The organism is Novibacillus thermophilus (assembly GCF_002005165.1).
In the GTDB taxonomy this organism is placed as follows: Bacteria; Bacillota; Bacilli; order Thermoactinomycetales; family Novibacillaceae; genus Novibacillus; species Novibacillus thermophilus.
Window position 1 is genome coordinate 2,571,107 of record NZ_CP019699.1, and the last position, 26,364, is coordinate 2,597,470.

The 26,364-nt window shown below is 46.1% G+C and carries 20 protein-coding genes; 19 read left to right on the forward strand and 1 reads right to left on the reverse strand.

Going from position 1 to position 26,364, the window contains the following annotated elements:
• Positions 1–49: 49 nt before the first annotated feature.
• The 9 genes from B0W44_RS12475 (at position 50) to B0W44_RS12515 (ending at position 10,954) form a co-directional block, all read left to right on the forward strand.
• The gene (locus B0W44_RS12475) at positions 50–955 is read left to right on the forward strand and encodes a carbohydrate ABC transporter permease (protein ID WP_077720319.1); all 906 of its coding nucleotides are present in this window, start codon (positions 50–52) and stop codon (positions 953–955) included.
• Between the two features lie 15 nt (positions 956–970).
• Positions 971–1,807: a carbohydrate ABC transporter permease gene (locus B0W44_RS12480; RefSeq protein WP_077720320.1), complete on the forward strand. Its 837-nt coding sequence runs from the start codon at positions 971–973 to the stop codon at positions 1,805–1,807.
• A gap of 43 nt (positions 1,808–1,850) precedes the next feature.
• On the forward strand, positions 1,851–3,233 hold the full coding sequence (locus tag B0W44_RS12485) for an extracellular solute-binding protein (protein ID WP_077721381.1): 1,383 nt from the start codon (positions 1,851–1,853) through the stop codon (positions 3,231–3,233).
• Between the two features lie 101 nt (positions 3,234–3,334).
• Entirely contained in the window at positions 3,335–4,027 is a 693-nt protein-coding gene (locus B0W44_RS12490) for a FadR/GntR family transcriptional regulator (RefSeq protein WP_077720321.1), read from the forward strand.
• A gap of 159 nt (positions 4,028–4,186) precedes the next feature.
• Entirely contained in the window at positions 4,187–5,479 is a 1,293-nt protein-coding gene (locus tag B0W44_RS12495) for an ABC transporter substrate-binding protein (RefSeq protein WP_149027008.1), read from the forward strand.
• Positions 5,480–5,538: 59 nt separating this feature from the next.
• Positions 5,539–6,480 (forward strand): carbohydrate ABC transporter permease, encoded by a 942-nt coding sequence (locus B0W44_RS12500; RefSeq protein ID WP_418304048.1) that lies wholly within the window; start codon positions 5,539–5,541, stop codon positions 6,478–6,480.
• Positions 6,481–6,486: 6 nt separating this feature from the next.
• The gene (locus B0W44_RS12505; RefSeq protein WP_077720323.1) at positions 6,487–7,311 is read left to right on the forward strand and encodes a carbohydrate ABC transporter permease; all 825 of its coding nucleotides are present in this window, start codon (positions 6,487–6,489) and stop codon (positions 7,309–7,311) included.
• 16 nt (positions 7,312–7,327) lie between these two features.
• A complete protein-coding gene (locus B0W44_RS12510) occupies positions 7,328–10,510 on the forward strand; it encodes an alpha-mannosidase (protein ID WP_077720324.1) in 3,183 nt (1,060 codons plus the stop codon).
• Between the two features lie 261 nt (positions 10,511–10,771).
• The gene (locus B0W44_RS12515; RefSeq protein ID WP_077720325.1) at positions 10,772–10,954 is read left to right on the forward strand and encodes a hypothetical protein; all 183 of its coding nucleotides are present in this window, start codon (positions 10,772–10,774) and stop codon (positions 10,952–10,954) included.
• A 9-nt stretch (positions 10,955–10,963) separates the two neighbouring features.
• Here B0W44_RS12515 and B0W44_RS12520 read toward each other — a convergent pair whose 3' ends face one another.
• Positions 10,964–12,190 carry an IS256 family transposase gene (locus B0W44_RS12520; RefSeq protein WP_077718568.1) on the reverse strand — a complete coding sequence of 409 codons (1,227 nt, stop codon included), beginning with the start codon at positions 12,188–12,190 and terminating at the stop codon, positions 10,964–10,966.
• Positions 12,191–12,330: 140 nt separating this feature from the next.
• Here B0W44_RS12520 and B0W44_RS12525 point away from each other — a divergent pair, with 140 nt between their 5' ends.
• The 10 genes from B0W44_RS12525 to B0W44_RS12570 all read left to right on the forward strand — a co-directional run bounded on the left by B0W44_RS12525 (position 12,331) and on the right by B0W44_RS12570 (position 26,345).
• Entirely contained in the window at positions 12,331–15,459 is a 3,129-nt protein-coding gene (locus B0W44_RS12525; protein ID WP_077720326.1) for a fibronectin type III domain-containing protein, read from the forward strand.
• Between the two features lie 286 nt (positions 15,460–15,745).
• On the forward strand, positions 15,746–16,861 hold the full coding sequence (locus tag B0W44_RS12530; protein ID WP_077720327.1) for a glycoside hydrolase family 172 protein: 1,116 nt from the start codon (positions 15,746–15,748) through the stop codon (positions 16,859–16,861).
• A gap of 54 nt (positions 16,862–16,915) precedes the next feature.
• A complete protein-coding gene (locus B0W44_RS12535; RefSeq protein WP_077720328.1) occupies positions 16,916–18,211 on the forward strand; it encodes an ABC transporter substrate-binding protein in 1,296 nt (431 codons plus the stop codon).
• A 26-nt stretch (positions 18,212–18,237) separates the two neighbouring features.
• On the forward strand, positions 18,238–19,137 hold the full coding sequence (locus B0W44_RS12540) for a carbohydrate ABC transporter permease (RefSeq protein ID WP_228441112.1): 900 nt from the start codon (positions 18,238–18,240) through the stop codon (positions 19,135–19,137).
• A gap of 11 nt (positions 19,138–19,148) precedes the next feature.
• Positions 19,149–19,982 carry a carbohydrate ABC transporter permease gene (locus B0W44_RS12545; protein WP_228441114.1) on the forward strand — a complete coding sequence of 278 codons (834 nt, stop codon included), beginning with the start codon at positions 19,149–19,151 and terminating at the stop codon, positions 19,980–19,982.
• Positions 19,983–19,995: 13 nt separating this feature from the next.
• Positions 19,996–22,050: a glycoside hydrolase family protein gene (locus B0W44_RS12550; RefSeq protein WP_169835561.1), complete on the forward strand. Its 2,055-nt coding sequence runs from the start codon at positions 19,996–19,998 to the stop codon at positions 22,048–22,050.
• A 178-nt stretch (positions 22,051–22,228) separates the two neighbouring features.
• Positions 22,229–23,245, forward strand: a complete 1,017-nt coding sequence (locus tag B0W44_RS12555; protein ID WP_077720330.1) for a LacI family DNA-binding transcriptional regulator — start codon at positions 22,229–22,231, stop codon at positions 23,243–23,245.
• Positions 23,246–23,356: 111 nt separating this feature from the next.
• Positions 23,357–23,947, forward strand: a complete 591-nt coding sequence (locus B0W44_RS12560) for a KpsF/GutQ family sugar-phosphate isomerase (protein ID WP_077720331.1) — start codon at positions 23,357–23,359, stop codon at positions 23,945–23,947.
• A 28-nt stretch (positions 23,948–23,975) separates the two neighbouring features.
• On the forward strand, positions 23,976–24,908 hold the full coding sequence (rbsK, locus tag B0W44_RS12565) for a ribokinase (RefSeq protein ID WP_077720332.1): 933 nt from the start codon (positions 23,976–23,978) through the stop codon (positions 24,906–24,908).
• Positions 24,909–25,049: 141 nt separating this feature from the next.
• Positions 25,050–26,345 (forward strand): ABC transporter substrate-binding protein, encoded by a 1,296-nt coding sequence (locus B0W44_RS12570; protein ID WP_077720333.1) that lies wholly within the window; start codon positions 25,050–25,052, stop codon positions 26,343–26,345.
• Positions 26,346–26,364: the final 19 nt, after the last annotated feature.

The following is a 26,364-nucleotide window of genomic DNA, read 5'->3' on the forward strand; positions in this document are numbered from 1 at the left end:
GTATGCGATTACAATTTGTGCATTAATTTTTCAAGGGGGCTTTAGATTGATGGGAGATGTGTCTCGCAGAAAGAGGTGGTTACAGCCGAAAGATTGGGTCGGATTACTATTTTCCGGCCCGCTAATCATTGGTATGGCGGCCTTCGCCGTCTATCCGATGGTGGCTGCCCTGCTACTGAGTTTTCAGGAATCTAACGGAATCTCGGGCACGTGGGTCGGGTTAGACAATTACAGCCGCATCTTTCGCGATCTCGCTTTTTGGAGAGCCCTTTCCAACACATTTTATATGGCGGCACTGTCTGTGTTGCTCGGGACTTTTTTATCGTTTGTATTGGCGAGCCTGATCAACAGCCTCCCTTGGAGCAGAAGCAAAAATTTTTTCAAAAGCATCTTTTTTTTACCGAACGTTGTCTCTGCCGTCGCGACGAGTATCCTGTTTTCATTTCTTTTATATCCGGAAAACACCGGGTTGTTGAACTACGTGGCCGGTCTCTTTGGCATCGAACCAGTCGGGTGGTTTACCGACCCTGCCCATTCGAGGAACAGCATGGTGTTATTAAGTTTGTGGTCTTCGCTAGGCTATAACACCATTATTTTTTTCGCTGCCCTGCAAAGCGTTCCCAAGCAATTGTATGAAGCGGCGGAAGTCGACGGCGCCGATGGCGTCAAAAGGTGGTGGCATATCACGATACCGTATGTAAGACCGATCTTTTTATTCGTGATCATCATCAGTACGATCAACGGCATGAAGCGTTTTACAGACGTTTGGCTCATTGGCGGAACCGCGGGCAACCCCGATGGAACGTTAATGACCGCGGTTTTGTATATTTACCGCTACGCCTTTGTATCTTCGGAGATGGGGATTGCCTCAGCCGCCTCCTACATCTTGTTTCTTGTGATCCTGGTTCTCACGGGGCTGATGTTAAAAACGAACAAGAAAGCGAGCGTTGATTGAGGGGAGAGAGAGTCCATGGCGCGCAGTAAGGCAGTGACGCATGGGGGCGTTTTGGTGCTCTTGTCCGTCAGTTCGTTGATCATGGTGATTCCGTTTTTGTGGATGCTCATGACGAGTTTTGACTGGGCAGCCAGACTGAATATACCGTTTCCGCCTAAATTTTGGCCACAAGATTTTTCACTGCAGACATACGAAGCGGCGTTTTTGAACATCGACATGCTCCGCTACATTTTTAATTCTCTTCTCGTATCCTTTGGCGTGATTGTCGTCAGTTTGTTCTCTGCGTTATTATCCGGATACGCCATCTCCAAGATACAATTCAAAGGGGCGAACGCCGTTCTCCTTTTAGCGCTCAGTACGATGATGATCCCTTTTGAAATGACGATGATCCCACAGTATTTGCTTTTTGATAAATTACAACTGCTCGACACCTATTGGGCATTTTACTTACCGGCGCTCAACTACGCGTTCGGCACGTTTTTAGCCAAACAGTTTATCGATCAACTTCCTTCCAGTTTAAGAGAAGCGGCGATCATGGATGGGGCGAGGGAATTTACGGTATTTTGGCGTGTTTACTTTCCTATCTGTACGCCGATTGTGGCGACGATGACGATCTTGCAGTTTCTCGCCGTCTGGAACGATTTGTTGTGGCCGCTGCTCGTTCTAAACGATCCTGCGAAGTACACGATTCAACTCGGCTTGGCCATGTTTAGCTACAACCAAGGGATGAATCACTTCCCTTCCATCATCATGGCGGCGACGACGATTAGTTTGATACCGATTCTCGCGGTATACGTCTTTTTGCAGCGGTACATCGTTGAAAGCATCGCTTTAACCGGCTTAAAACAATAGCTCGTAGAGGGGAGAAATGTCAGTGATTAATGGAGGGACGGTCATGAACAAGCGTGTGCTCCTCACATGGACTTCCATATTGGTGATCAGTCTTTCCGGGTGTTCATTGTGGAAGGCGAACAGCGATGAGGCCGATTCGGATATAGCCGTCGTCTCCGAAGTCTCGGGAAAAGTGCGGGTCGCGTTAGCCGGCTGGCAGGTTGCCAATGGGCTCGACCCTGTCACAGTCAAGAAAACGACCGGTTTTAGTGAGTACTCAAAGAAGACATTTAATCACATGTACCCGAATATTGAGTTGGAAGTGATCCAGATCCCGTGGGAAAATGCCCAGGCGAAACAGAAAGCGCTGTTACTGTCGAGGGATGTGGACGTCTTGTACACCGGTGGCGCGTTTGCCTCCCAGTTTTACCAACAGGGTTTGTTGAGAAACATTGACGATCTCATTGAAAACGACAGACGTTTTGACCCTGACCTTTATATCCGGAATGTTTATGAAAATTCGTTTAGCACGAAATCTTTAGACGGTCAGCACCAATTTGGATTGCCATCGGTCCTCGGAAGTTACATGATCGTGTACGATAAAAAGTTATTCGACGATTGGGGCGTCGAGTATTTGTCGGAGACCCCAACACCTGAAGAAGTGCTGCACAAAGCGAAGCGCATGACGGGGAAAAACCCGGTAACGGGCGAAAAAAATTACGGATTGTGGTTCCAAGGGAACAGTTTAAACCAGTACACGTTTGTGACGCTGACGTACGCCTACGGAGCGGAGGGAGCTGTTGGAAGTCTCAATGACTTGAAGCGTGTGCGATGGGAGTTGAACAAGCCTGAAATGAAAAAGGTGTTTGAATGGTTGAAAGAAGCGTCAACGCTTGCGCCTCCCGCCTTTATAAACGGTCAAGGAAAAGAAAACTTCGGTCTCGAAAACAACAACATCGCCATTGGCATTCTCAGTGCCAGCGCCTTTCCGGCGTTTAGCGAATACAAAAGTTCCGGCGACACAAAGCTGATCGAACGATTCGTGCCGGTAAAAAATTTCGGACCGGATGGAAAGGGATGGATCCCGACGGATCCGATTGTCATGGCTAAAAATGCAGACGATGTTCGAGCATCGTGGGAAGTGATGAAGTTTTTGGCCAGTTACGACACGCAAAAACATAACTACGAGAACTTTCAGTACAACCCTTCGATAGCGGACCCCGATTTCGTCGATCCACATGACGTCTACACACAAAAGGCAATCGAAATTGCGAAATTGGCGGAACCTACGTTAATGGATGAAGCGAATCCTTTTTTTGGAACCAAGATGGTGCCTGTCATCAACGGGTTTATCAGTCAAGCGCACAATAACCGTGCACCGGATATTGACGAGCTATTAAAAAATCTGCAACAAGACGCAACGGAGTGGTCAAGACACCAAAAATGACGTTTCTCATTCATACATCCATATAATTCGGAATACAATGAACCTATCATACAGGTGTACCGTCATACTGGGTGGAAGGGTTGGGGAGAAGGGGACGAAGCATGCGAAGAATTAAGAAAGTGTCGTTGAGCAAGATGATTGCAGATGAAATCAAAAATTACATTAAAAGCGAGCACTTACACGAAGGAGATAGACTCCCGTCTATGGATCGCTTGATGAAACAACTCAACGTTGGGCGTTCTTCCCTCCGCGAGGCCTTAAGGTTTTTGGAAGCTATCGAAGTGATTGAAGTGATCAACGGAAAAGGCATTTATGTCAAAGATGCCAACACGTACCGCATTGAGACGAAAATCAACATTCAGAACGAGAAGCAGTTTTTACTGCAAATGAGTGAAGTGCGACGAGCATTGGAAGGAAAAGCAGTAGAATTGGCTGCGAAAAGAGTGACAGAAGCGCAAATAAAAGAGCTCGAAGCTTACTTGACGCAATATAAACACTTTTTGGACAGAGGGGAAAGGGAGGAGGCGTCCGGGGCCGACGCCCGTTTCCACCAAACGCTTTACCGGGCGGCGCAAAACGACATTTTGGAAGGCATTATACATTCGATTCGCGACAATCTTGACGAATTTTGGAAGAGCCCGTTCGGTATTCAGTCAATCTTTGACAATTCATACCCTTTCCACCTCACGTTGTTGGATGCGCTTAAAGCGGGGGACAGCGAGCGTGCGGTACAAGAGTTCGATAAGCTCATGGACGCTGTCGAGCACTCGATACACCAAGTTCACGTTGAGTAATGGGATAACGTCGTCAGCTCTTAACAGGAGGTGAATCGCCAATGGATGACAAAATTCAGTGTCGACGAAGGGGGTGTTGACTGACCTACGACGGGAACTGCTGGGTGCCGGAAGCGGAAGAAGGCCAACCATGTGAACATGAGTTCGGGAGGGAAGGAAATGAAACGCTCGAAACGTATCGATACAATCCTTTTAGCTGTGACCGTTGTGTGGACAACGGTTTTGGCCGGCTGTGCGTCTGGAGAAAGTGAAGTCACATCGGGCGGGAACGGGACAACCGTCACGTTTTGGCACGGGTCGACGGATGTAGAGCAAGAAGCCCTTGAAGAGATCGTAAAAGCGTTTAACGAGCAGCAATCTGACGTGACGGTGGAAGCTGTTTACATCGCGCAACAAGGTGAAGGGCAAAACGAGAAGCTGCTTGCGGCCATTGCCGGTGGCAATCCGCCGGATGTCGCGTATTTTGACCGTTTTGAGGTCGGTTCCTGGGCAGCTCAAGGATCGCTGACCGATCTGACAGAGTACGCCGACCAAGACAACATCGAAGACAACGATTATTACGAATACGCGATAAACGAGGCGAAATACGAAGGAAAACTGTACGGTTTGCCGATGGACACTGACGCCCGTCTATTGTTTTACAATAAAGACCACTTTAAGGAAGCCGGGCTCGATCCCGAAAATCCGCCGAAAAAGATTGCCGAATTGGAAGAAGTCGCGGAGAAGTTGACGATTAAGAAAGGGAACCGCTTTGAGCGGATCGGCTTTATCCCGTGGTATGGCCAGGGATGGATGTACACGTGGGGATGGGTGTTTGGCGGTGAATTTTACGATGAAGATACCGGCCAAGTGACGGCGGACGATCCTAAAATTGTAGAATCCCTGCAGTGGATGACGGACTACGCCCAAGAGTACGGCATCGAAAATTTGACGGCGTTTACGGATTCGGCAGGCTCAGGGGCTGAAAGCCCATTTCTCACCGGTCAAATAAGCATGGTGGTAACGGTGCCGAGCATGGTCGGCAGTATTAAGAAATACAAACCGGATTTGAACTACGGGGTCGCTCCCATTCCTACTCCGACCGGAGATCATTTCACGACTTGGGCGGGAGGATGGAGTTTCGTCATCCCTAAAGGAGCCCAAAACGAGGAAGCCGCCTGGGAGTTTATGAAATTTGCGGCAGGGCCGGCAGGGCAGAAAATTTACAGTGAAAAGACTGGAAATCTGGCTTCAATCAAAGCGATTAACGATGAATTGCATACAGATGACCCGATTATGAAAGCATTTGTTGACATTTTGCCGCAGGCGCGTCACCGTCCCGTCATCTCGGAGGGCTCTCTGTTGTGGAACGAGTTGGTTCAGGCGAGGGACCTCGCGATTCGGGAGAAGGACACCCCGGAAAATTTGTTAAAAGCTGTGTCAGATAAAGTGAATAAGGCTCTGAATCAATGACAAGGGAGGAGGCCGACGGAGGACGGATTTCCGTTACTTCCCAGTAAGGAGGGATGACGGTGGCTAAAACGGAGCAGGTGGTGAGCACCAAAACGGGCAAACCGGTAAAGATGGGGATTTCGTGGCACAAGCGGGAACGGGTTTGGGGATGGCTGTTTGCGTCTCCGTGGATCATCGGGTTTTGCGTCTTCTTCGCTTTTCCGCTCTTTTCTTCCATTTACTACAGTTTTACGAGCTACAGCATTTTGCAACCGGGAGAATTCGTCGGGTTGCAAAACTATCGGACACTCATGCAAGATCCAGTGTTTTGGGACGCGGTTTACAATACGGTGTACTTTACTGTTTTCTTTGTTCCCCTCAGTATCATTTTCGGTGTCAGTCTCGCCCTCTTCCTCAATATGAGAGTGAAAGGGATGGCTGTCTACCGTACGATTTTCTTTCTTCCGACACTAGTGCCGCAAGTAGCTTTGGCCGTTTTGTGGGTCTGGCTGTTGAACCCCCAATTCGGCTTGGTCAACGGCATGCTGGCGTCAGTCGGAATCGATGGGCCGGCATGGCTCGGGGACGAATCGTGGTCAAAGCCGTCGCTCATTTTAATGTCTCTGTGGGCGATCGGGCAGGCAGTAGTCATCTACTTGGCAGGATTGCACGACATTCCACAAGACTACTACGATGCTGCCGATGTTGACGGGGCCAACTGGTTTCAAAAAATTAAAAGCGTGACGTTGCCACTGCTCACGCCTGTCATCTTTTATAACTTGGTTATGGGAGTGATCGGGGCTTTCCAGCAGTTTACCCTTCCGTATACGTTGACAAAAGGACAGGGTACGCCGGCCAACTCGCTCATGTTTTACGTCATGTATTTGTACGACAACGGGTTTAAATATTTCAAGATGGGCTATGCGTCGGCCATGGCGTGGATTCTTTTCCTAATCATCATGCTGTTAACGGGCCTGATTTTCCTGACGTCGAAGCGATGGGTCCATTATCAGGGGAGGTGAGGGAGAATGAAGAACAAGGTGAAAAAAGTGTTGACACACGTTGTCTTGCTGCTCGCTTCTTGTTTTTTTATCATCCCCTTCGTGTGGTTGCTGTCCACGTCACTCAAACCCCCGACGCAAATTTTCACTTGGCCTCCCGAATGGATTCCCAAGCCGTTCACGTGGTCCAATTACATCGACGCTGTGGCGTACATTCCTTTTTTTACGTATTTGAAAAATACAGTCGTCATTACAGTGTTGAGTACCGTCGGCGCGATGCTGTCGTGTCCGTTGGTCGCCTACAGTTTTGCCAAGCTGCGCTGGAAGGGGCGCAATGTGTTGTTTGCCATTACGATCGCGGTGATGATGATTCCCACTCAGGTGACGATGATTCCGCTGTTCATCATGTTTGAAAAGTTCGGCTGGGTTGGGACACCGTTACCTTTGATCGTCCCGGCATTTTTCGGTATCCCGCTGTTTATTTTCTTATTGAGGCAGTTTTTTCTCGGACTTCCTGGCGAACTCCTAGATTCTGCGAGAATTGACGGTGCGGGAGAATTTCGCATTTACTGGCAGATTATGCTCCCGCTGGCGAAACCGGCCGTCCTCGCAGTCGGATTGTTCCAGTTCATGAACAGCTGGACAGACTTTATCGGCCCGCTCCTTTATTTGACAGAGCCGCAATCGTACACGTTATCCCTCGGACTGCAACAGTTCCACAATCTCCGGGGTGCAGAGTGGGGACTGATGATGGCTGTCGCGACGATGATGACGTTACCTGTCGTGGTGTTGTTTTTCCTCTTACAGAAGACGTTTATCCGGGGGATCACGTTTACCGGTATAAAGGGATAGTTAGGAGGCATGGTGCATGTTACTGGCTGAAGCCAAGTTGAAAAAACGTTTGAAGGAGTTGGAACCGTATCGTTACCGGGATGCTGTCCGCGTCTCGCCACTCAAGTTTTGTCTCGACGAAAAACGTGAAGTGGTCAGTTACCCCCCCTCTTCCGCCAAGTGGAAAAGTATCCGTGTGGGTGAGAGGTGGAAAGGACGCGATCTGTACGCCTGGCTCACATCCGACGTTTACGTTCCTGGTGAATGGAACGGGAAGCAAGTGGTCGGTCTTTTCGATTTTGGAAAGACGGGCGGGGGGCACAATTCCGGATTTGAATCCCTGTTGTTTGTGAACGGGAAACCGTATCAGGGGGTGGATTCGAACCATCGAGAAGTGTTTCTTCCGGAGAGTGCCCCCGGCGACACGGTTCAGTTGGCATTCCGGTTGTGGTCCGGTCTCGAAGGGGGCGGGCCCCGGAAAGAGCAGGAACATGAAATCAGGCGTGCGGAGTTGGCGTGGCTGGATGAGGAGACGGATAATTTGTACTATACCGCACGGGCTGTTCTTGAAGCTGTCATGGTGTTGGAGGACAACAGCGCTGAGCGTACGCTGTTGCTTCAAACACTCGACCGTGCCTTTAAACAGATTGACTGGTCTAAGCCGGGTTCCGAAGCGTTTTACCGAAGTGTTCACGGGGCGAGGGAGCGTTTGTCCCGGGAATTGGAGCAGCTTCAAAAACACCATCCGGTGACGGTCCGTTGCATCGGCCATACCCACATCGATGTGGCCTGGTTGTGGCGGCTTAAACACACGCGGGAAAAATGCGCCCGTTCCTTCTCTACTGTATTGCGATTGATGGAACGGTATCCGGAGTACGTCTTTTTGCAGACACAACCGCAACTGTACGACTACGTGAAAGCGGATTACCCCGGCGTCTATGAGCAGATCAAGGAGAGGGTAAAAGAAGGGCGCTGGGAAGCGGGCGGCGGCATGTGGGTTGAAGCGGACTGCAACCTGCCTTCCGGTGAATCGCTCGTGCGGCAACTGTTGTTTGGGACACGATTTTTTCGCGACGAATTCGGAGTGGAATGCCGATACTTGTGGCTCCCCGATGTGTTCGGTTATAGCTGGGCGCTCCCGCAAATTTTAAAGAAATCCGGCATTGACGTCTTCATGACGACGAAAATCAGCTGGAACCAGTATAACCGCATGCCGCACGACACGTTTTTTTGGCGCGGTATTGACGGCAGTGAAGTGTTGACTCACTTTATTACGACACCTGTCCCGGATCCCGAACCTGGCTCCTGGTTTTACACGTACAACGGTACAATTACGCCGGAGACCGTGAAAGGGATTTGGGACGCTTATCGCGATAAGACAGTCAATCGGGAGCTGCTCCTTGCTTACGGATACGGTGACGGTGGCGGTGGCGCGAACCGCGACATGCTCGAAATGCGCCGGCGGGTCGACAGGATTCCGGGCCTGCCGCATGCGGAAACGGGCAGGGCGGATGAATACTTTGCGAGGCTGAAGGAACGGATAACCGGTGCTGAAGATTATGTTCACACGTGGGACGGAGAATTGTATCTCGAATACCACCGCGGCACTTACACGAGCCAAGCGTACAACAAAAAGATGAACCGCAAACTGGAACTCATGTTTCGCGAAACGGAGTGGCTCGGCGCCATGGCGAGCGCGGTTCATGCCGACTGGACTCACTATAAGGACAAGGAGCTGATCGAAGGGTGGAAGATCGTGTTGCGCAATCAGTTCCACGATATTATTCCCGGCTCCTCAATACGCGAAGTGTACGAGGACAGCAGAGAAGAGTACAGGGAAGCGGAAAAGCGCGTCACAGCTGTTTGGCAGAACGCAGTGCGATCTTTCGTGACTCCAAAAGACAATGTTGTGACAGTGTTCAATTCGGCGCCGTGGACGCGTGAGGACCTGGTGAAAATCCCGGTCGGCGATGGTATGCGCACTGGAGAGTGGACCGATGTGAAGGGGCGGAAATTGGAGGCTGAACGTGTCGGCGACCAATGGTTAGTCACTGTGGGCGGATTGCCGCCGATGGGATATTCCACATTGACGTTCCACAGTGAAAAGCAGACGGCAAAAGGAAGTGAAGGGGCGGGTGCAGCTTCAAGTGACTCGTCAGAGGACAGCCAGGCCTTTAAACTATCCGCTTCGGGAATTGTTACTCCATTTTATGAACTGGAATGGAACAGCCAAGGGCAGCTCGTAAAGATATATGACCGCGAAAACCGACGGCATGTGCTAAAGTGCAAAGAGCGGGGGAACGTGTTGCAACTGTTTGAGGATAAGCCATTAGCTTTTGACGCGTGGGACATTGACCTTTTCTATCAGGAGAAGATGGAGGAAGTCGTCGATCTCGTATCGGTAGAGGTATGTGAACACAATGCGTTGCGGGCGGTCGTTCGATTCACGTGGCAGTATCGCGAGACGACAATCAAACAGGACATGATCGTGTACGCGAAAAGCCGCCGCATCGATTTCCGGACAGAAGTAGATTGGCAAGAAACCCAACGTTTGCTAAAAGTCGCTTTCCCTGTAAACATTCGGGCCACGGAAGCGACGTACGACATTCAATTCGGCAATGTGAAGCGGCCTACTCACTGGAATACGAGCTGGGATTACGCCCGGTTTGAGACCGTCGGTCACCAGTGGGCAGACCTTTCTGAGCGAGGGTACGGTGTCAGCTTGTTAAACGACAGCAAATACGGTTACGACATTAAGGACAGTGTCATGCGGCTATCTTTACTGAAATCTGCCGTCTATCCCGATACGGAAGCCGACCGCGGCCGGCATACCTTCACGTACTCACTGTACCCCCATCCAGGCGACTGGTTGGAAGGCGGAACGGTATACGAAGCCTGGGCGTTAAATCAACCCTTAACGTTTGTTCACGGTTCGTCTTCCGTTCCGGAACGGTCTCTTTTCCGCATCTCAAACCCGCATGTAATGATCGATGCCGTCAAAAAAAGTGAAGATCGAGAGCGTCTAATTTTACGCGTTCACGACTTTTCGGGCGGGCGTGAAGACGTTGAAATTTCGAGTGATTTCACGATTCGATCGTGGCAAGAGTGTAATTTGATGGAGCGTCCCATTGGGGAGGAAGTGCGAGAGGATCGAATCCGCTTCCATTTAAATCCGTATGAGATCAAGACGTTTCTAGTCGATATCGTCGATCCCGACTAGCTCAGCGGAGCAAGCGGCATAAGATTGTACACAAATGCGACGTGTTAGCATGCCGGTATTCGGACGGGAGTAATACCGGCTTTTCTCTGTACTTTCATGTTTCGACGAGCCATGCTGTTATAGCACAAAGACTGCCAAAATCGTAGCGAACGGATTGCGATTGTTCGTCTGATTTTTACAACGATGACATCCGTTATCTGCATTTAATACGAAAGCGTTTTCTATTAAACTAGTCGTAAATTATACGAGGGAGTTGAGAAGATGAAGGCAGTATCGAAACTTCGGGTCGTTTACTTACAGCTGGTTCAACGGTGGAAAACGCAGCAGGTTGTACAAAAACTTCGACAGATAAAGGTACTCGGCTACACGTCCAATAGACGGTTCGTTAAGCCGACCGTGTCTGTGATCAAGTCCGAAATTGTGTGTAAAAAGCTCCTCGGTTAGATAAGCTGCCTACATGATGCGTGTCACCTTACTATGTGTTTTTGCTGAATGGCTTTTGCGCCAGGTGAAGTAATCTTCCATATCGAGGTATTTCCGACCACTGGCCCACTTCTCATCCTGTTCCATGAGTAAGGCCCCCAACAGACGAATCACCGATTGGCGGTTGGGAAAAATGCGAATCACACGTTCCCGTCTGCGGATTTCTTCGTTCAACCGCTCGACGCTGTTGGTGGTACGCAGTCGCTTACGGTACTTCTCAGGGAAAGCCAAAACGGCGGTGGCATCATCAAACCCGTTTTCCAAAATACGCATGGCTTTAGGCGCTTTCTCTTCAAAGACTTTCAGCGTTTCGTTCAAAAGCATTCTGGCTGTTTCGATATCCGCTGCATCCAGGATGCCACGGACATGGCGATGAACTTCGTCTCTCAGCGCTTTTGGTGTGGCATCCAGAATATTACGCATCAAATGGGTTTGACAGCGTTGCCAGGTGACCCCTTGGAAATGGTGACGAATGGCACGGACTAAACCGCCATGGTCATCAGAGGTGATCAAATCGACACCACCAAGACCACGTTGTTTTAACCAACTGAAAAATTCGCTCCAGCTGGCTTCCGATTCCGTGTCACCGGTCATGATCCCCAAGACTTCCCGGTAACCGTCTGTGTTGACACCGATTCCTATCATCACTCCTCTGGACCGTACCCGGCCATCCTCACGGACTTTGAGGTACAAGGCATCCACCAGCACAAACGGGAACCGGCGGTCTGAAAGCGGACGATAATTCCAAGCCTCCACAATAGGATCAAGCCTTTTGCACAGGTCTGAAACGGTGGACTTGGAAAAATGAGTGCCGCAAAGCTCTTCGGTAATCTGAGTCACTTTACGTGTGGAAACCCCATTCACGACCATTTCCATCAAAGCCAACACCAAAGCTTGCTCGCTCCGTTGGTAACGGGCAAACAGTTCAGTGGAGAACTGACCGTTTCGAATCCGTGGAACACGTAACGTAATGGTCCCCACCCGAGTGGTTAATTGATGAGGATAGGATCCATTGCGATAGCCTTGACGGGAATCCGTGCGTTCATAGCGTTCAGCTGCCAGCTGTTCGGTCACCTGCGCTTGGAGAATTTGGTTTAATACCGATTCCAGTAATTTCGCTACACCAGCGTCTTTTGAATGTCCTAAAAAAAGTTGCTGCAAAAGTTCTTGATCTACGGTAATCTGGTATTGAGCCATTTCAAAATTCTCCTCTCCAGAATGGTATTTCCGACAACTCCATTCTAACCGAGGATTTTGAAATTGGCTCCTTTATTTTTAAGGAATCCATTTTACACAATTATAAGGACTTAACTGTGTCTGTTCTTCTCACCTTATTAATGGCATGCAGTTTTTTCAGAGGGATATCTGAAGCGGAATCACGAGTTTCGGTACCAGAAGCGCCACGAAATTTACAAATACCGACTCTTGCGTATGACGAAAGCAGCATAACCCTTGTATGGGAAAAGCCTGAAAACTACGACGATATTGTGGATTTTAACGTCTACATGGATGGTAAAAAAATAGGGAGCTCGTCTAAAGATAACAGTGGACCAGCTAAAGCTTACATCGACAATTTTTATGAAAACATCGATAAAGATAATTTCCACACAAACATTCTTATTCACAACTTTAAAGTAGAAAATCTCCAACCGGACACGGCATATGAATTTTATGTCACTTCGGTTAATGCAGACGGTGTCGAATCGATGCCATCTAACAAAATTACAGGGAGAACAACGCCTGTTAAAGACGTTTTTAACGTTGAAGACTTTGGCGCCACCGCAGATGACGATATAAAGGATACAGAAGCAATCCAGGCTACAATTGATGCAGCGACACCAGGTTCCATCGTTTTAATTCCTGAAGGGAAATTCATCTCTGGCGAAATTTGGTTAAAGTCGGATATTACCTTTCAAGTGGACGGTTATTTACTCGGCTCCCCGGATGCGGAAGATTACAGCCGGGGTTTCTGGTTATACGACTATTCTACAGATGAGCGTTCTTTTTCCTTGATCAACGCCCACACGTACGATTACGGCAGCTTGAAAAATATTCGAATAGTCGGTGACGGAGTCATTGACGGCAACGGGTGGAAATACGATGACAGACATCCGACGATAGACGAGCTGGGCAACGAACTGCCACGTCTGGTCGCAGGGGATAACGCTAAAGTGACGGGTGGGGTCAAAGTTGTCGATGGACAAATGTCTCCGTTAGACTTAGACTCCAAGGACACACTTGGCATTTTAGCTGCCAACCAGTCCTATGCGGCTCAACAATCGGGGATGAACGCCAAATCGGCCTACGCGACCCGCTCGAATCTCATTACCGTGCGGGGGGTTGACGGCATGTACTACGAAGGGTTTACTCAACTCAATCCCGCCTTCCACGGTATCGTCAACCTTCACAGTGAAAACATCGTAGTAAATGGAACCGTTTCTAAAACTTATGATGGAAACAATGCTGACGGATTCGAGTTCGGCAACTCTCGAAATATTATGGTGTTCAACAATTTCCTCGACACAGGAGATGACAGCATCAACTTTGCGTCAGGCATGGGTCAAGCTGCAGCAAACGCTGAACCGACAGGCAATGCGTGGATCTTTAACAATTACATTCGGGAAGGGCATGGCGGCGTGGTGACAGGGAGCCATACAGGGGGGTGGATTCAAGAACTTCTAGTCGAAGATAATATCATGTATAAAACGGACGTGGGCCTGCGTTGTAAGACGAATACGCCGATGGGGGGCGGCGCGCGGGATATCCTTTTTAGAGACAATGCACTGGAGAGCATCGATGGAGATGGTCCGTTCGTCTTTACATCTTCGTACACGGACCCGAACGCCGCTATTCTTTATGAGCCTGCAGAAACCATTTCTCAGTTTAAAGATATGGAAATTGTCAATACAACGGTTCGCAACCAGGAAGGTCAGGCGCAATCCATTCTCATCACAGGTCATCGCGATGTGGGTGAAGTCTTTCACGAAAATATCGTCTTTAGAGACGTGAAGTTTGATAACGTCCGATCAACTAACATTCGCTACGGAAAAGACATTCAATTTTACGATGTGGAATTTACGAATGTTCAAGACAATGACGGCGATCCATGGCGAATCGCAAATTCGACTGGACTAGTCTTTGAAAATACAACCATGTCACCCGTCGCCGAAGATGCGGCACAAAAACCGCAATGGGAGAAAGGTTCAACTGTTCGTGCGAAATCTTCATCCGATGGGAGAAGTGTCACGCTCACTTGGAGTGAAGCGACTGACAACGTAGGCGTACAGGGCTATACCGTGTATAAAAATGGTGAAAAAATAGGAATGGACTACACGACCGTTTCCGGAACGAGTTATACGGTTCACGGTTTAGCTCCTGCGACAGAGTATACGTTCAAAATCGAAGCGACAGATGCAACAGGTAACCGCACATCTGATGGACCGGAAGTGAACATAACGACTTTAGGAGCTAAAGATACAACCCCTCCAACACTTCCGGAAAATACAGAAATCAAAGAACTCACCACCCGGATACCAGCGAGCGATACGTTTAGCGGGAAGGAAGAAGAAGTGGTGTATCCTGGATTTACGTGGGCATCTGTCGCTTGGGAAAAGAGTTCTGATGAGAACGGGATTGCCGGTTACTACGTGTACGCCAATGGTGAGCTAAAAGGGTTTACGCCACAAAACCAATACACGTTGACGAAGCTGGAGCCGGGAACAATCTATCGTGTGGAAGTCGAAGCTGTGGATGTTGCAGGTAACAAAGTGGATTACGGCACATCCCTTGAAATTGAAACTGCCCCGCCGTACCCAATTGGCGCCCCCACAATTGAAGGGGATCTAAACGCTACAGTAAAAGGCTCAAGTGTCGAGTTATCTTGGAACGAGGCAACAGCGGTCAACCAAGACATAGTGGGGTACCGGGTGTATGTCAACGGCCAACCCGTTAAGCCCGAAGGTGTAGAATTTACGCCAATTAACCGCGCTGTGACGACGAGGGACACCACCTTTACTGTGGATGGGCTTGATCAAGGAGATTACACGTTTAAAGTGGAAGCCGTTGGTCGCGGAGTCAAACTGTCCAAAAGGGAAAGACTTGCCAGTCAGATTCCGAACGGCCTCGTGGAAGTAGAAGAATTTAGGTGGAGTGGAAGTGGTCCAAGCACTGAAGTTTCATTGACAGCGGATGTAAGTGCAGCCGACATGAAGGCGCTCGTTGAGCGCTTTGAGGAAAAGGGAGAATTTGCGAACCGCGACGCTGCCCGTTCCTTAATCATCCACCTGACGGCAGTCGATCACTTCGAAAGGCGAGAAGCGGCTGAAAAGGTAGTCAAACATATGAAACGCTTTAAAGTGTTACTTGACCATCAGCAAGACGGTGAGTTGATATCTGAAAGGGCGTTTCAAGCGCTTCACTCTCATGCGGATGCATTGATGAAAAAGTGGGAACAGTCCCTTCGGTAACTCTCCCCCGTGACAGGCGATACTGTCACGGGGGGATTAATATTAGGGGCCTTGAAGTAGTCTCTCTGGCTGAAATAAACGTCAGGCTCTCGATTAACGTTTTTTTTGATTGAGGCGTTTTTTTATTGATGCAAAAAGATATAGAGGCGTTACTTTTAAACGACAGATACCGCGATCACGCCAGTGTAATTGACAAATAAAAAATTTAAAAAAAAGTGTTGAAATGGCAAACTGTTCAGTGTATACTAGTAATCGATTACATAAACGTTTACATAAACGATTACATATGAATGGGGGCGTCGAAATGCGATTTTTCGGTTCTTCTCTCAGAGATTTATACCGGGAAAGAAGCGGTAAAAGAAAAAGAGAGTCCAGTTATGACCGTACCGGCGGCAACCGTGACTTTTACAAAATTTATCCCGGAGATCGTTGTGAAATTTTCAATGTGACAGGGTCTGGATGCATCACTCACATTTGGATGACGATGGCTCCTTTAGAAGAAGTAGATGAATCATTTCTCCATCGAAAAATCGTCATAAGGATGTACTGGGACGGAGAGACCATACCGAGCGTTGAGGCGCCCATCGGTGATTTCTTCGGGATGGGACACGGTATCACAAAAAACTATTGGTCTGCTCCGCTCGCCATGAGTCCAGAAGATGGTCGTTCCTTAAATTGTTTTTTTCCGATGCCGTATGCGACAAATGCCAGAATTGAGATCGAAAGTGAAGCTGAACATCCTATTAAATTCTATTTTTACATCGATTACGAAGAGTATGAGGGGGAAGTTGATTCACAGCTGAGGTTTCACGCCCAATGGCGAAGAGAATTGACGAAAGGAATTGACGATAATATTTCGAACGCTTTATACCAGTTCGGCGGTAAAAATACGACAGGCGAAAACAACTACGTCATTTTGGAAGCAGAAGGAAGGGGCCACTATGTTGGTTGTAATTTAAATATTCACAACTTACGCTTTACCCATGAATGGAATTGGTATGGCGAAGGTGACGACATGATTTTCATTGACGGGGAAGCTTGGCCGCCGACACTGCATGGGACAGGGATGGAAGATTACTTTAATACAGCTTGGTGTCCGCAACAAGAGCAGAACACGCCCTATCACGGCATTATTCTCGGCGGAGGACCGAACTGGTCTGGGAAAATAACAGCTTATCGCTATCACATCCAAGATCCGATCATGTTTAATCAGTCCATCAAGGTGACGATTGAACACGGACACAACAATCACAGAAGCGATGATTACTCCAGTACGGCCTATTGGTACCAAACGTTACCGCATAAGACATATCAGCCGATCGCCTCTGTTGAGAAACGGATGCCTCTTCCAGATACGTTGCCGTTTAACAGAGAAGACTTTGAAAAATGCTTCAACTATTGATCTCCTTTTTTAAATGTGTAGTTTACATATCTATTTACAAAGGAGGGCGAAAGAGTGAAAAAATTGATCGGAGTATTCTTGTTTTTCTTGTTTGCTTTGTGTGTAGGGTGTTCTTCAGATGCTGATAATGGAAAAAAAGAAGGGTCTAACTCTAATAGCAGAGAGGATACTGTAGAAGTTACTTTTTGGAGACATGAACATGACCCTGAAGAAAAAGCAATGAAGAGATTAATAGAGTCGTTTGAGGAGGAGCACCCTAATATTAAGGTCAAAATGGAAATAAAAACTGATTATGAAACAGCCCTAAGAACGGCTTTAGCAGGGGGGAATGCTCCAGACATAATGCAAATTGATAGCCCCACATTGGCTTCGTATGCTAATAATGGTGCCCTGTTACCACTTGATGCATTTTATGAGAGAGACGGTGGTAAAGAAGATATTACTGATGCGGTTGTAGAAAGTTTAACCTACAATGGTAAGATGTATGCTGCACCTTTGAACGATGCTAGCCTAGCCATGTTTTACAACAAAAAATTGTTTGAGGAGAAAGGGGTGGAATTGCCTCCAACAGATGTAAATGAAGCATGGACTTGGGAGGAAGTGTTAAATGCCGCTAAAAAGTTGAATGACCCAGATCAAAACGTTTATGGTTGGGTTCCCACTATGGGCATAAGTTCAAACGAAGGGCAGGTATTTTCTGCAATGCCTTGGATATGGCAAGCTGGGGGAGACATTTTAAGCGAAGATAACTCGACCGCCAGTGGTTATTTAGACTCAGATGAATCCAAAAAAGCACTTGATTTTTATAGATCTCTGTTTCATGAAGAGGAGGTTGCGCCACAAGAGATACCTGAAGATGGATTTGCGAATGGAAGACTAGCAATCGATGTTGTAGGACCGTGGCATATCTCTTATTTACAAAGCGAGTATCCTGATTTTGTTTTTGGAGAGGATTGGGATATCGCGCCATTGTGGAGGGGGAAAGAACAGGTGACTCCAATGGGCAGTTGGAATATGGCGATTTCTTCACAATCGGACTACCCGGAGGAAGCATGGTTATTCGTCGATTGGGTGACAGGAGAAGAAGGTTCCAAGATATGGTATGAGCATACAGGTAATTTACCAGCCAGGCATTCTACTTATGAAGCAATCGATTCTCTTAACGAACATCCAATGAACATCTTCGTAGAACAGGCGAAAAATTATGCTAAACCACGCCCTGTTACACCTCATTATCCTGTCGTTAGCAAGGCCGTAGGAGATTTGTTTGAAGATTTAGCAATCAATAACACGGATGTTGATGAGGCGGTAGAAAAGGCGGTACAAGAAATAGATGAATCATTAAAATAATACATTATTAATAAGGAGTGAAAAACTTGAAATTTAAACAGTTTCCACTCCCTTATCGCCACCGAGAGACAATATCCGCATTATTATTCTTATTGCCTGCTACTCTACTACTTTTAACGTTTATCATTTACCCCATGATGCAGGCGTTTCTTACAAGCTTTTACAATTATAACTTGATTAGTACTAGCAAAACGTGGGTCGGAATTAACAATTATTTGAACTTATTTTGTGATCATACGTTTTACTCGAGTTTATGGCATTCATTTTATTTCGCCATAATCGTTATTCCTATACAGACTGCAATTGCGTTAGGACTTGCACTACTAGTAAAAAAGAAATTTGCTGGCGTCGGCATTTTTCGGTCTATTTATTTTCTGCCTGTTATCATTTCAATGGGCGTAGCATCTTCCGTTTTTAAGTTAATTTTCAACAAAGATTATGGACTACTTAACGCTATATTAGAAAGGCTGGGTGTGTCTAGTATTGATTTTCTATCCAACCCAAGAATCGCGATGATTGGAGTAGCTATTATAGGGATTTGGAAAGCCATGGGTTTTTTTATGATCGTGTTTCTGGCTGGCTTAAACAATATTCCAAATGATTTATATGAAGCAGCTGAAGTTGATGGAGCTAGTGTTTTCCAGCGTTTTATTTCTATTACATTACCACTAATTAAGCGGGTAATGGCATTTGTTGTCATTATTACCACAATGGACGCCTTAAAAATATTTATCCCCGTCTACATCACGATGGAAGGAGGAGGGCCCGCTGGATCAACAAGAACGTTTGCTTATTTCATATATCAGACAGCGTTTAATCAAATGGACATGGGATATGCTACAGCGGCAGCCTTCATATTTTTTGTAATTGTACTATTAATATCGATTATTCAATTACGACTATTTCGGTCCGACGTCGAATACTAGGAGGGTTGACATTGAGGGGCTTAAAGGTCATCAAACTCATATTTATGATTTTACTTTCATTTATTGTATTGCTTCCCGTGATTTGGATGGTGACAAGTTCATTTCGGCCGCACTCAGAAATTTTTCGATATACTGAATTTGGTTGGGAATTATTCATCCCAGTAGATTTTACATTTGAAAATTATGTAGACATTTTCTCAAATCAAGATCGTCCATTCGGTGTTTACATATTAAACACACTTTTTGTAGCAGTTGTAGGAACGGTAAGCGGTTTATTTATCAATGCCCTAGCTGCATTTTCCTTTGCTAAATTAAGGTTTCCACTAAAAAAAACCTTAATGGTATTGTTTTTGTCCACCTTGGTCATCCCGTTTGAAGCGATAATGATCCCTCAGTATTTACTTATTAGAGATCTTGGTTGGTTGGACAGTTATAAAGCTTTGATCATACCTCAAATTGTATGGGCATTTGGCATTTTCATGTTAATACAGTTTTTTTCAGATATCCCTAGGGACATGTTAGAAGCTGCACGAATTGATGGTGCCTCTTGGCTTCAAATATTTTTTCGAATTGCTGTTCCGATAAGTACGCCTGCATTAATTACATTGGGAATAATGACTTTTATTAACAGATGGGATGAATTTTTATGGCCACTAATTGTAATAAGTGATGATAGTAGACAATTAATCCAGGTTGCCATTGCTTCATATACAACACAATATTCAACTTCATGGGGATTAATTTTTGCTGCTTCAACAGTAGCCTCTATCCCAACTTTGATTATATTTTTGTTTTTACAACGGTATTATGTGCAAGGAATTACGACTACAGGTTTAAAAGGGTAACTTATTTCATCAAATGGCCTTACTTAAGGAAGGGGATAATAGGGTGCTTTGGTTTAATGAACAGGAACTGGCTATCAAATGGTTTGAAGATGGAGACTGGAAAAAATATTTACTAGCGAGAAAAGATAGAGAACTATTTTGTAGTACTGCAGATCGAACAAGAATTAACGTTGTCATTCAAGAAGAGGAAGTACAGAATGACGATCAACATTTGTTATATCGTATAAAAGTGGAAATAACTCCGAATGCGGAAGGGAGGATAAGTGGAGTACAGCTTTTAATTCCTCTTGTATCGTCGCTAACATGTACATGGAAACCTCACCTTACTCCGAAAGAGGATATGGTGATTGGGGATAAGGTGTTCCGTTCACCGAGTATAATCGTAGAAAATAAGGAAGTGGTTTGTGCACTTATCCCGGACCTAAATGACATCCAAGATAATAGGCCGATGCCTCACGTCATGGACTATGTACGGGATGGACATTATTTACTGTACGGATTGTGTGATTATAAAGCAATAGGTCATGTTTATTATCAAATGAAGCCAATGGAACGTAGTTACAATCAGACTATTAGGTTTCAATTCTATATGGCACAATGGGGAAAAGAAAAACAAGCAAAACGCGATTTCCGTCCAATAGAACGTTTTCTATGGGATCGTTTTGCCAAACCGTATTTGGCTGCTGAGAAAAACCAAACACTTGATTTGAAGCGATTGGAACGCTATGTCAGCTACACTTATGATTGGGCCTTTAAGCGTTGGAAATCTGTCTGTTGGCAGGAATTTGACATTGATGGGCAAAGAGTAGGAGGGCATGTCTTTATAGTAACCGCTAAACAAAAGCCTGGCCAGGGCAAGGAAGAAGAGTGGCGGGAAGCTAAAAGTATTTGGAATCAGGCTTGGTTTTGCAGTTTGCGTAGTTCCTATGGGTATGCCTTATGGGGGAGACACTGGGGAGATCGAAACTTAATAGAGAAAGCAGAGAAGAACTTACAATTTGCACTTAGTGCGCCTCAAATCAATGGCTTGTTTCCCAGTTGTTATGTTGCTGGAAAGAAAAATAGCTGGGAAAAGGGTGGCTGGCAGATGTCTTCTAATCGATGTCCTGATCCTGGACACGTTGAATACGTTCATTTATTAGATGCATCCTGGACGTGTTATTGGCTACTAAAATGGTTTCGAGACATCAAGCGTGATGAGAAAATACTGGCATATGTTCGTCGCTATGTGAACCGTTTGTTGTCTTTACAATTCGAAGGAGGAAATTTCCCATCTTGGGTTCGCCCCCACGACCTAGATTGCTCCCCTTATTTGAAGGAGAGTCCAGAGACATCCATGCATATCATGCTCCTATGTTTATTACATGAAATAGAACCTAATTCAAAGTACATTCAAGCAGCCGAAAGAGCAGCAGCCTTTATTACTGACTATATTATGCCACTAGGGAGATGGGAAGATTTTGAAACGTATTGGTCTTGTTCCAATGAGTGGGAAGGCAAAAAGTACGGAAAGGTTGATCAAAGGAGTGGTTTATATAATCAATGTAACCTTGGTATGTATTGGACAGCAGAGGCGTTAAAAGAATTGTACCGGATAACTAGGAAATCCATATACCTCGAACACGGGGAAAAAGTGTTGGCGGAAATGTCCCTTTACCAACAAATATGGCAGCCTCCCTTCTTCCAAATCCCGACAATGGGCGGGTTTGGTGTGATGACGAGTGACGATGAATGGAATGATGCCAGACAAAGTTTGTTTGCTCTTACTTATCTTGACTATTATAAGTTAACGGGAATTCAAAGATACCGAGATCGGGGAATTTTAGCCATGAAAGCTTCTTTTTACATGATGTATTGTCCCGAAAATGATGAGGTGAAGGAACTGTATGATGCAACTCACCCCAATTTCGATCAATATGATCACGGATTTCACATGGAAAATTTCAATCATGGTGACAGTGCGTTGCAAAATCGTGTAGGTGAATTTACCATTTTTGATTGGGGAAATGGGGCAGCAGCTACATCACTAGCTGAATGTATCCTAGGACACCATAAAAATGCGTTATGAAAATATGTTGAAATAGTTAAAAACTCGTTGTATACTGGAAATCGATTACATAAACGTTTACATATCTTTTTGATGGAGGAAAGGAAATGAATTTTACCTGATATATCCAAGGACGTAAAGCTAAGAGTAACCATATGTTGACATTAAGTAATGATTCAAAGAACTGGAGTAGAGTTACATGGCGAGAGTAACCATTAAAGATGTAGCAAAAAAAGCAAATGTATCGACAGCCACCGTATCAAGAGTTTTGAACAATGTTGGGTTCGTGAGTGAAGAAATCAAAAAACGGGTATTTGATGCTGTCGATCAGTTAAATTATCAGCCTAATGCTGTGGCAAGAAGTTTAAAACAGGACAAGACAAATACGATTGGCGTCGTCATCCCCGATATTTCCAATCCGTACTTCATGACGATTTCTAAAGGGATTGAAGATACCATTCAAGAACTCGGCTATCAATTAATCTTTTGTAGCAGCGACGAAAACCCGGAAAAAGAAAGTGGGTTTTTGCGCCTCTTGTACGGGAATCGGGTCGAGGCTATCGTATTGGCAACGTCTGGAAAAAATGAAGAGTTGATAGACGACATCCACCGCGCTGGTATCCCGATCATTTTAATGGATCGAAGGATCGAGCAGCCTGATTTAAAACTTAACTTAGTAGAAGAAGACAATTTACAAGCTGCTTACGACATTACAAAGTCACTTATAGAACAGGGACATACAAATATCGGTGTAGTAAATGGCCCAGATCACGTAAGTACTGCAAAAGATCGCTATTTGGGCTACAAAAAAGCGATTGATGCGTACGGGATAGCAGAGGATCCCAACCTTACTTTTAATGGTGCCTTCTCTCAAGAAGGCGGTAGGCAAGCTGTTGAACATTTTCTTAATTTAAAGAAAAAGCCGACAGCCATTTTAGCCCTTAACAACGCGATGGCATTCGGTGTCTTGCTAGAACTGTTTAAAAGAGGATACCGGGTTCCTGAAGATATGACGGTGGCTTCTTATGGTGAAATTGAGGCTGCAGAGTTACTACAAAATTTGTGCATCACGTCAATCAAACAATATCCTTACGAGATGGGTAAAAAAATCGGGAACCTCATTCTGAATTGTTTGCTAAAAAAAGATGTGCCTCCGAGTCACGAAGTAATTCAATCTACTTTGGTTTTACCAAACAAAAATCAAAAAAATGAATAGGAAGTTTTTTTACACTCATGTAATCGATTACCTAAGTAAATAGTATGCAATATTCACCGTTTTGCTTAGAAAGAATGAGTGTGTTGAAGAAATCAAGAGGGAGGATAAACCATGAATGTCATCGACAGTTTACGAGATGTCATTAAGGCTGAAAGTGTCGCGATGCAGATGCTTCCTGAACAAATTGAAGAGAGCTTTGAAAAGGCGGTTCAGTTGATTTGGAATTGCAAAGGCAAAGTGATCCTATCAGGTGTCGGCAAATCGGGACACATCGGTAAAAAGATCGCTGCCTCTCTGGCAAGTACAGGGACCCCAGCTTTTTTTGTACACGCTACGGAAGGTCTTCACGGCGATTTGGGCATGATTCAACAGGACGATGTGGTCATCCTTATATCCAACAGCGGTGAGACAGAGGAAGTTCTCAGTCTGCTGCCCTCTCTAAAAAAAATCGGTTCTGTACTTATTGCCATTACATCAAACAAAAATTCAACACTTGCGAAATATTGTGATACAGCCCTCACGTATCAGTATGACAGGGAAGCTGATCACCTCGGTCTTGCACCGACCACGAGTACGACTTTAACGCTCGTGATTGGAGACGCCTTGGCAATCGTTTTGTCAAAGTTGAGGAATTTCAGAAAAGAGGACTTTCACTTATATCACCCCGGCGGCAGTTTGGGTCGACAGCTATCCAACAAATAAAAGATCTTATAAAGGAAGTGGAGAGTAGTTGAAGATACTTGTAGTTGGCAGTTTTATGATGGATATGGTCGTCCGAACGCCGAGGGTACCAGAAATGGGGGAAACAATTATAGGAAACAGCTTTTCACGCGTTCCTGGCGGGAAAGGAGCCAATCAGGCAGTTGCTGCTTCGCGACTTCAAGGTGACGTTGTGATGGCAGGGAAGCTAGGAAATGACATTTTCGCTGATGAGTTTCTAGAGATACTGAGGAATGAAGGGATCGACACACAGTATGTTTTAAGAGATTCAGCACTTCCAACGGGTATCGGGAACGTTACTGTAGACGAAACAGGAAATAATCGCATCATTGTCGTCCCTGGAGCTAATTTGGCTTATCAGCCCACTGATTTAAACGCGATTGAAGATGTCATTCAAAAAGCAAGTGTCGTCATGTTGCAATTAGAAATGCATATGGCGACGGTAGAACACGCTGTTGATCTCGCCTATAAATACGGGGTGCCCGTGATTCTCAATCCGGCACCTGCAAGAGCGTTAAGTGATGAATTACTAAAAAAAGTGACGTATTTAACTCCAAATAAAGCAGAAGCAGAACAGTTAAGCGATATGAAAATCTGTGACAAGAAAGACGTAAAACGGTCTGCAGATGTCCTTCTCCGCAAAGGAGTCAAGAATGTGATCATTACGTTGGAAAAGGACGGTGCTTATTTCGCGAACGCCTCAGAAGAAAGATTTATACCCGGGTTTGAAGTCCAGCCGGTCGATACGGTTGCAGCTGGCGACTCGTTCAACGGGGCCCTAGCAGTCGCGATAGTACAAGGGAAAGACCTGAAACAAGCTGTAGGATTTGCCAACGCTGTAGGGGCTTTAACCGTGACCCATCAAGGTGCCATTCCATCCTTGCCCAATTTGCAGGATGTTGAAAGATTTATTCGCACGCATAAGGCCACGCAACTATTTTAAGGGTTACATATAGCACCGATTCCATATCAAGGTGATGCCGTCTGTATTCTTTTGAAGGGGGGAGATAACGACAGTCAATCCATAGGAAGGGGAAGGTACGTTGGCTCAAAAAACCTAAAATGAAATCGGGAGGAATGTGAAATGCGAAATCGTAAAGCCGCAGTCATTTTGGTCTCTGCGCTGTTAACGGTTGCGTTATTTCTCAGCGCATGTACATCGGATGAAGGATCTGCCACACCGACAGAAGATAGCGAAGGTCCGGCGACATCTGGAGAAAAGGCCTCTCTACAGTTTTGGACCTTCCATACAGAAGCAGAGGAAACATTCTTTAGGGAGTTAGTTGATGAATACAACTCGATACAAGACGACGTTCACATTGAAATCTCATTCTACAACCAAGACGATTATACCACAAAAACGTTACCTGTCGCATTTGCAGGCGAGTCAGGACCAGATATCTTCATGATTAGCCCGGGAGATTTTATGAAATTTGCCAACTCTGGCATTATGGCTGATTTAACGCCTTATTTTCCGGAAGGGTCCTTAAAGGATTTCTTACCGTCTGCGATCGAAGCTGTTACCGTGGACGACAAAATTTTGGCGCTTCCGTTTGAGATGGAGCTGTTAGGCCTCTATTACAACGAAGAGATGTTAGAAGCGGCAAACGTTGAAGTTCCCCAAACGTGGGATGAACTGATTGAAGCTGCTCGAGCTCTGAATACAGATGAAACGGCAGGCATTGTTTTACCGACTGACACGGGACCGTACTTTAACTTCGTTTGGTATCCTTTCCTGTGGCAACAGGGTGGGGATGTCCTGAATGAAGATTACACAAAATCTACATTCGACTCTCCGGAGGTAGTTCAGGCACTGGATTTATGGGGAACGATCTTTCAAGAAGGATTAGCTCCATCAAAGCTGCAATACGGACCGACAGAAATTGACAACTTGGGCACCGGCAAGGCAGCGATGCAAGTTGTCGGTACATGGGCGATTCCGCGAATCGAAAGCGAATTCCCCGACGTACCGATTAACGTAGCGCCAATTCCGATCCCTGAGGGAGGACAACACGCAACGGCTGCGGGTGGTTGGAAAATGGCCGTCAACAGTGCAAGTACACACGTTGAAGAAGCAGCGAAATTTGTGATGTGGGCCTTCGGTGACGACCCGGCTCGTCCGCTGGAATGGTCGACTGAAGTCAAGTTTGCATATCCTGCCAGACAGTCTGTCATTGATGCAGGTGAACACGTGTACACTGATGGATTGCGCAAAGTATTTACAGAAGAAATATATGATTCAGCCATTCCTGAACCTTCATTCCCGCCGGAAGTCGTAGACGCTGTTGGACAAGCGTTACACAGTGTGATGTTCGGTGGCGTTAGTGGTAAAGACGCCGCAAAGGAAGCGCATCAAAAAATTGTAAAGGAACTTGAATAGGAGGATTCAAGTGTGGCTG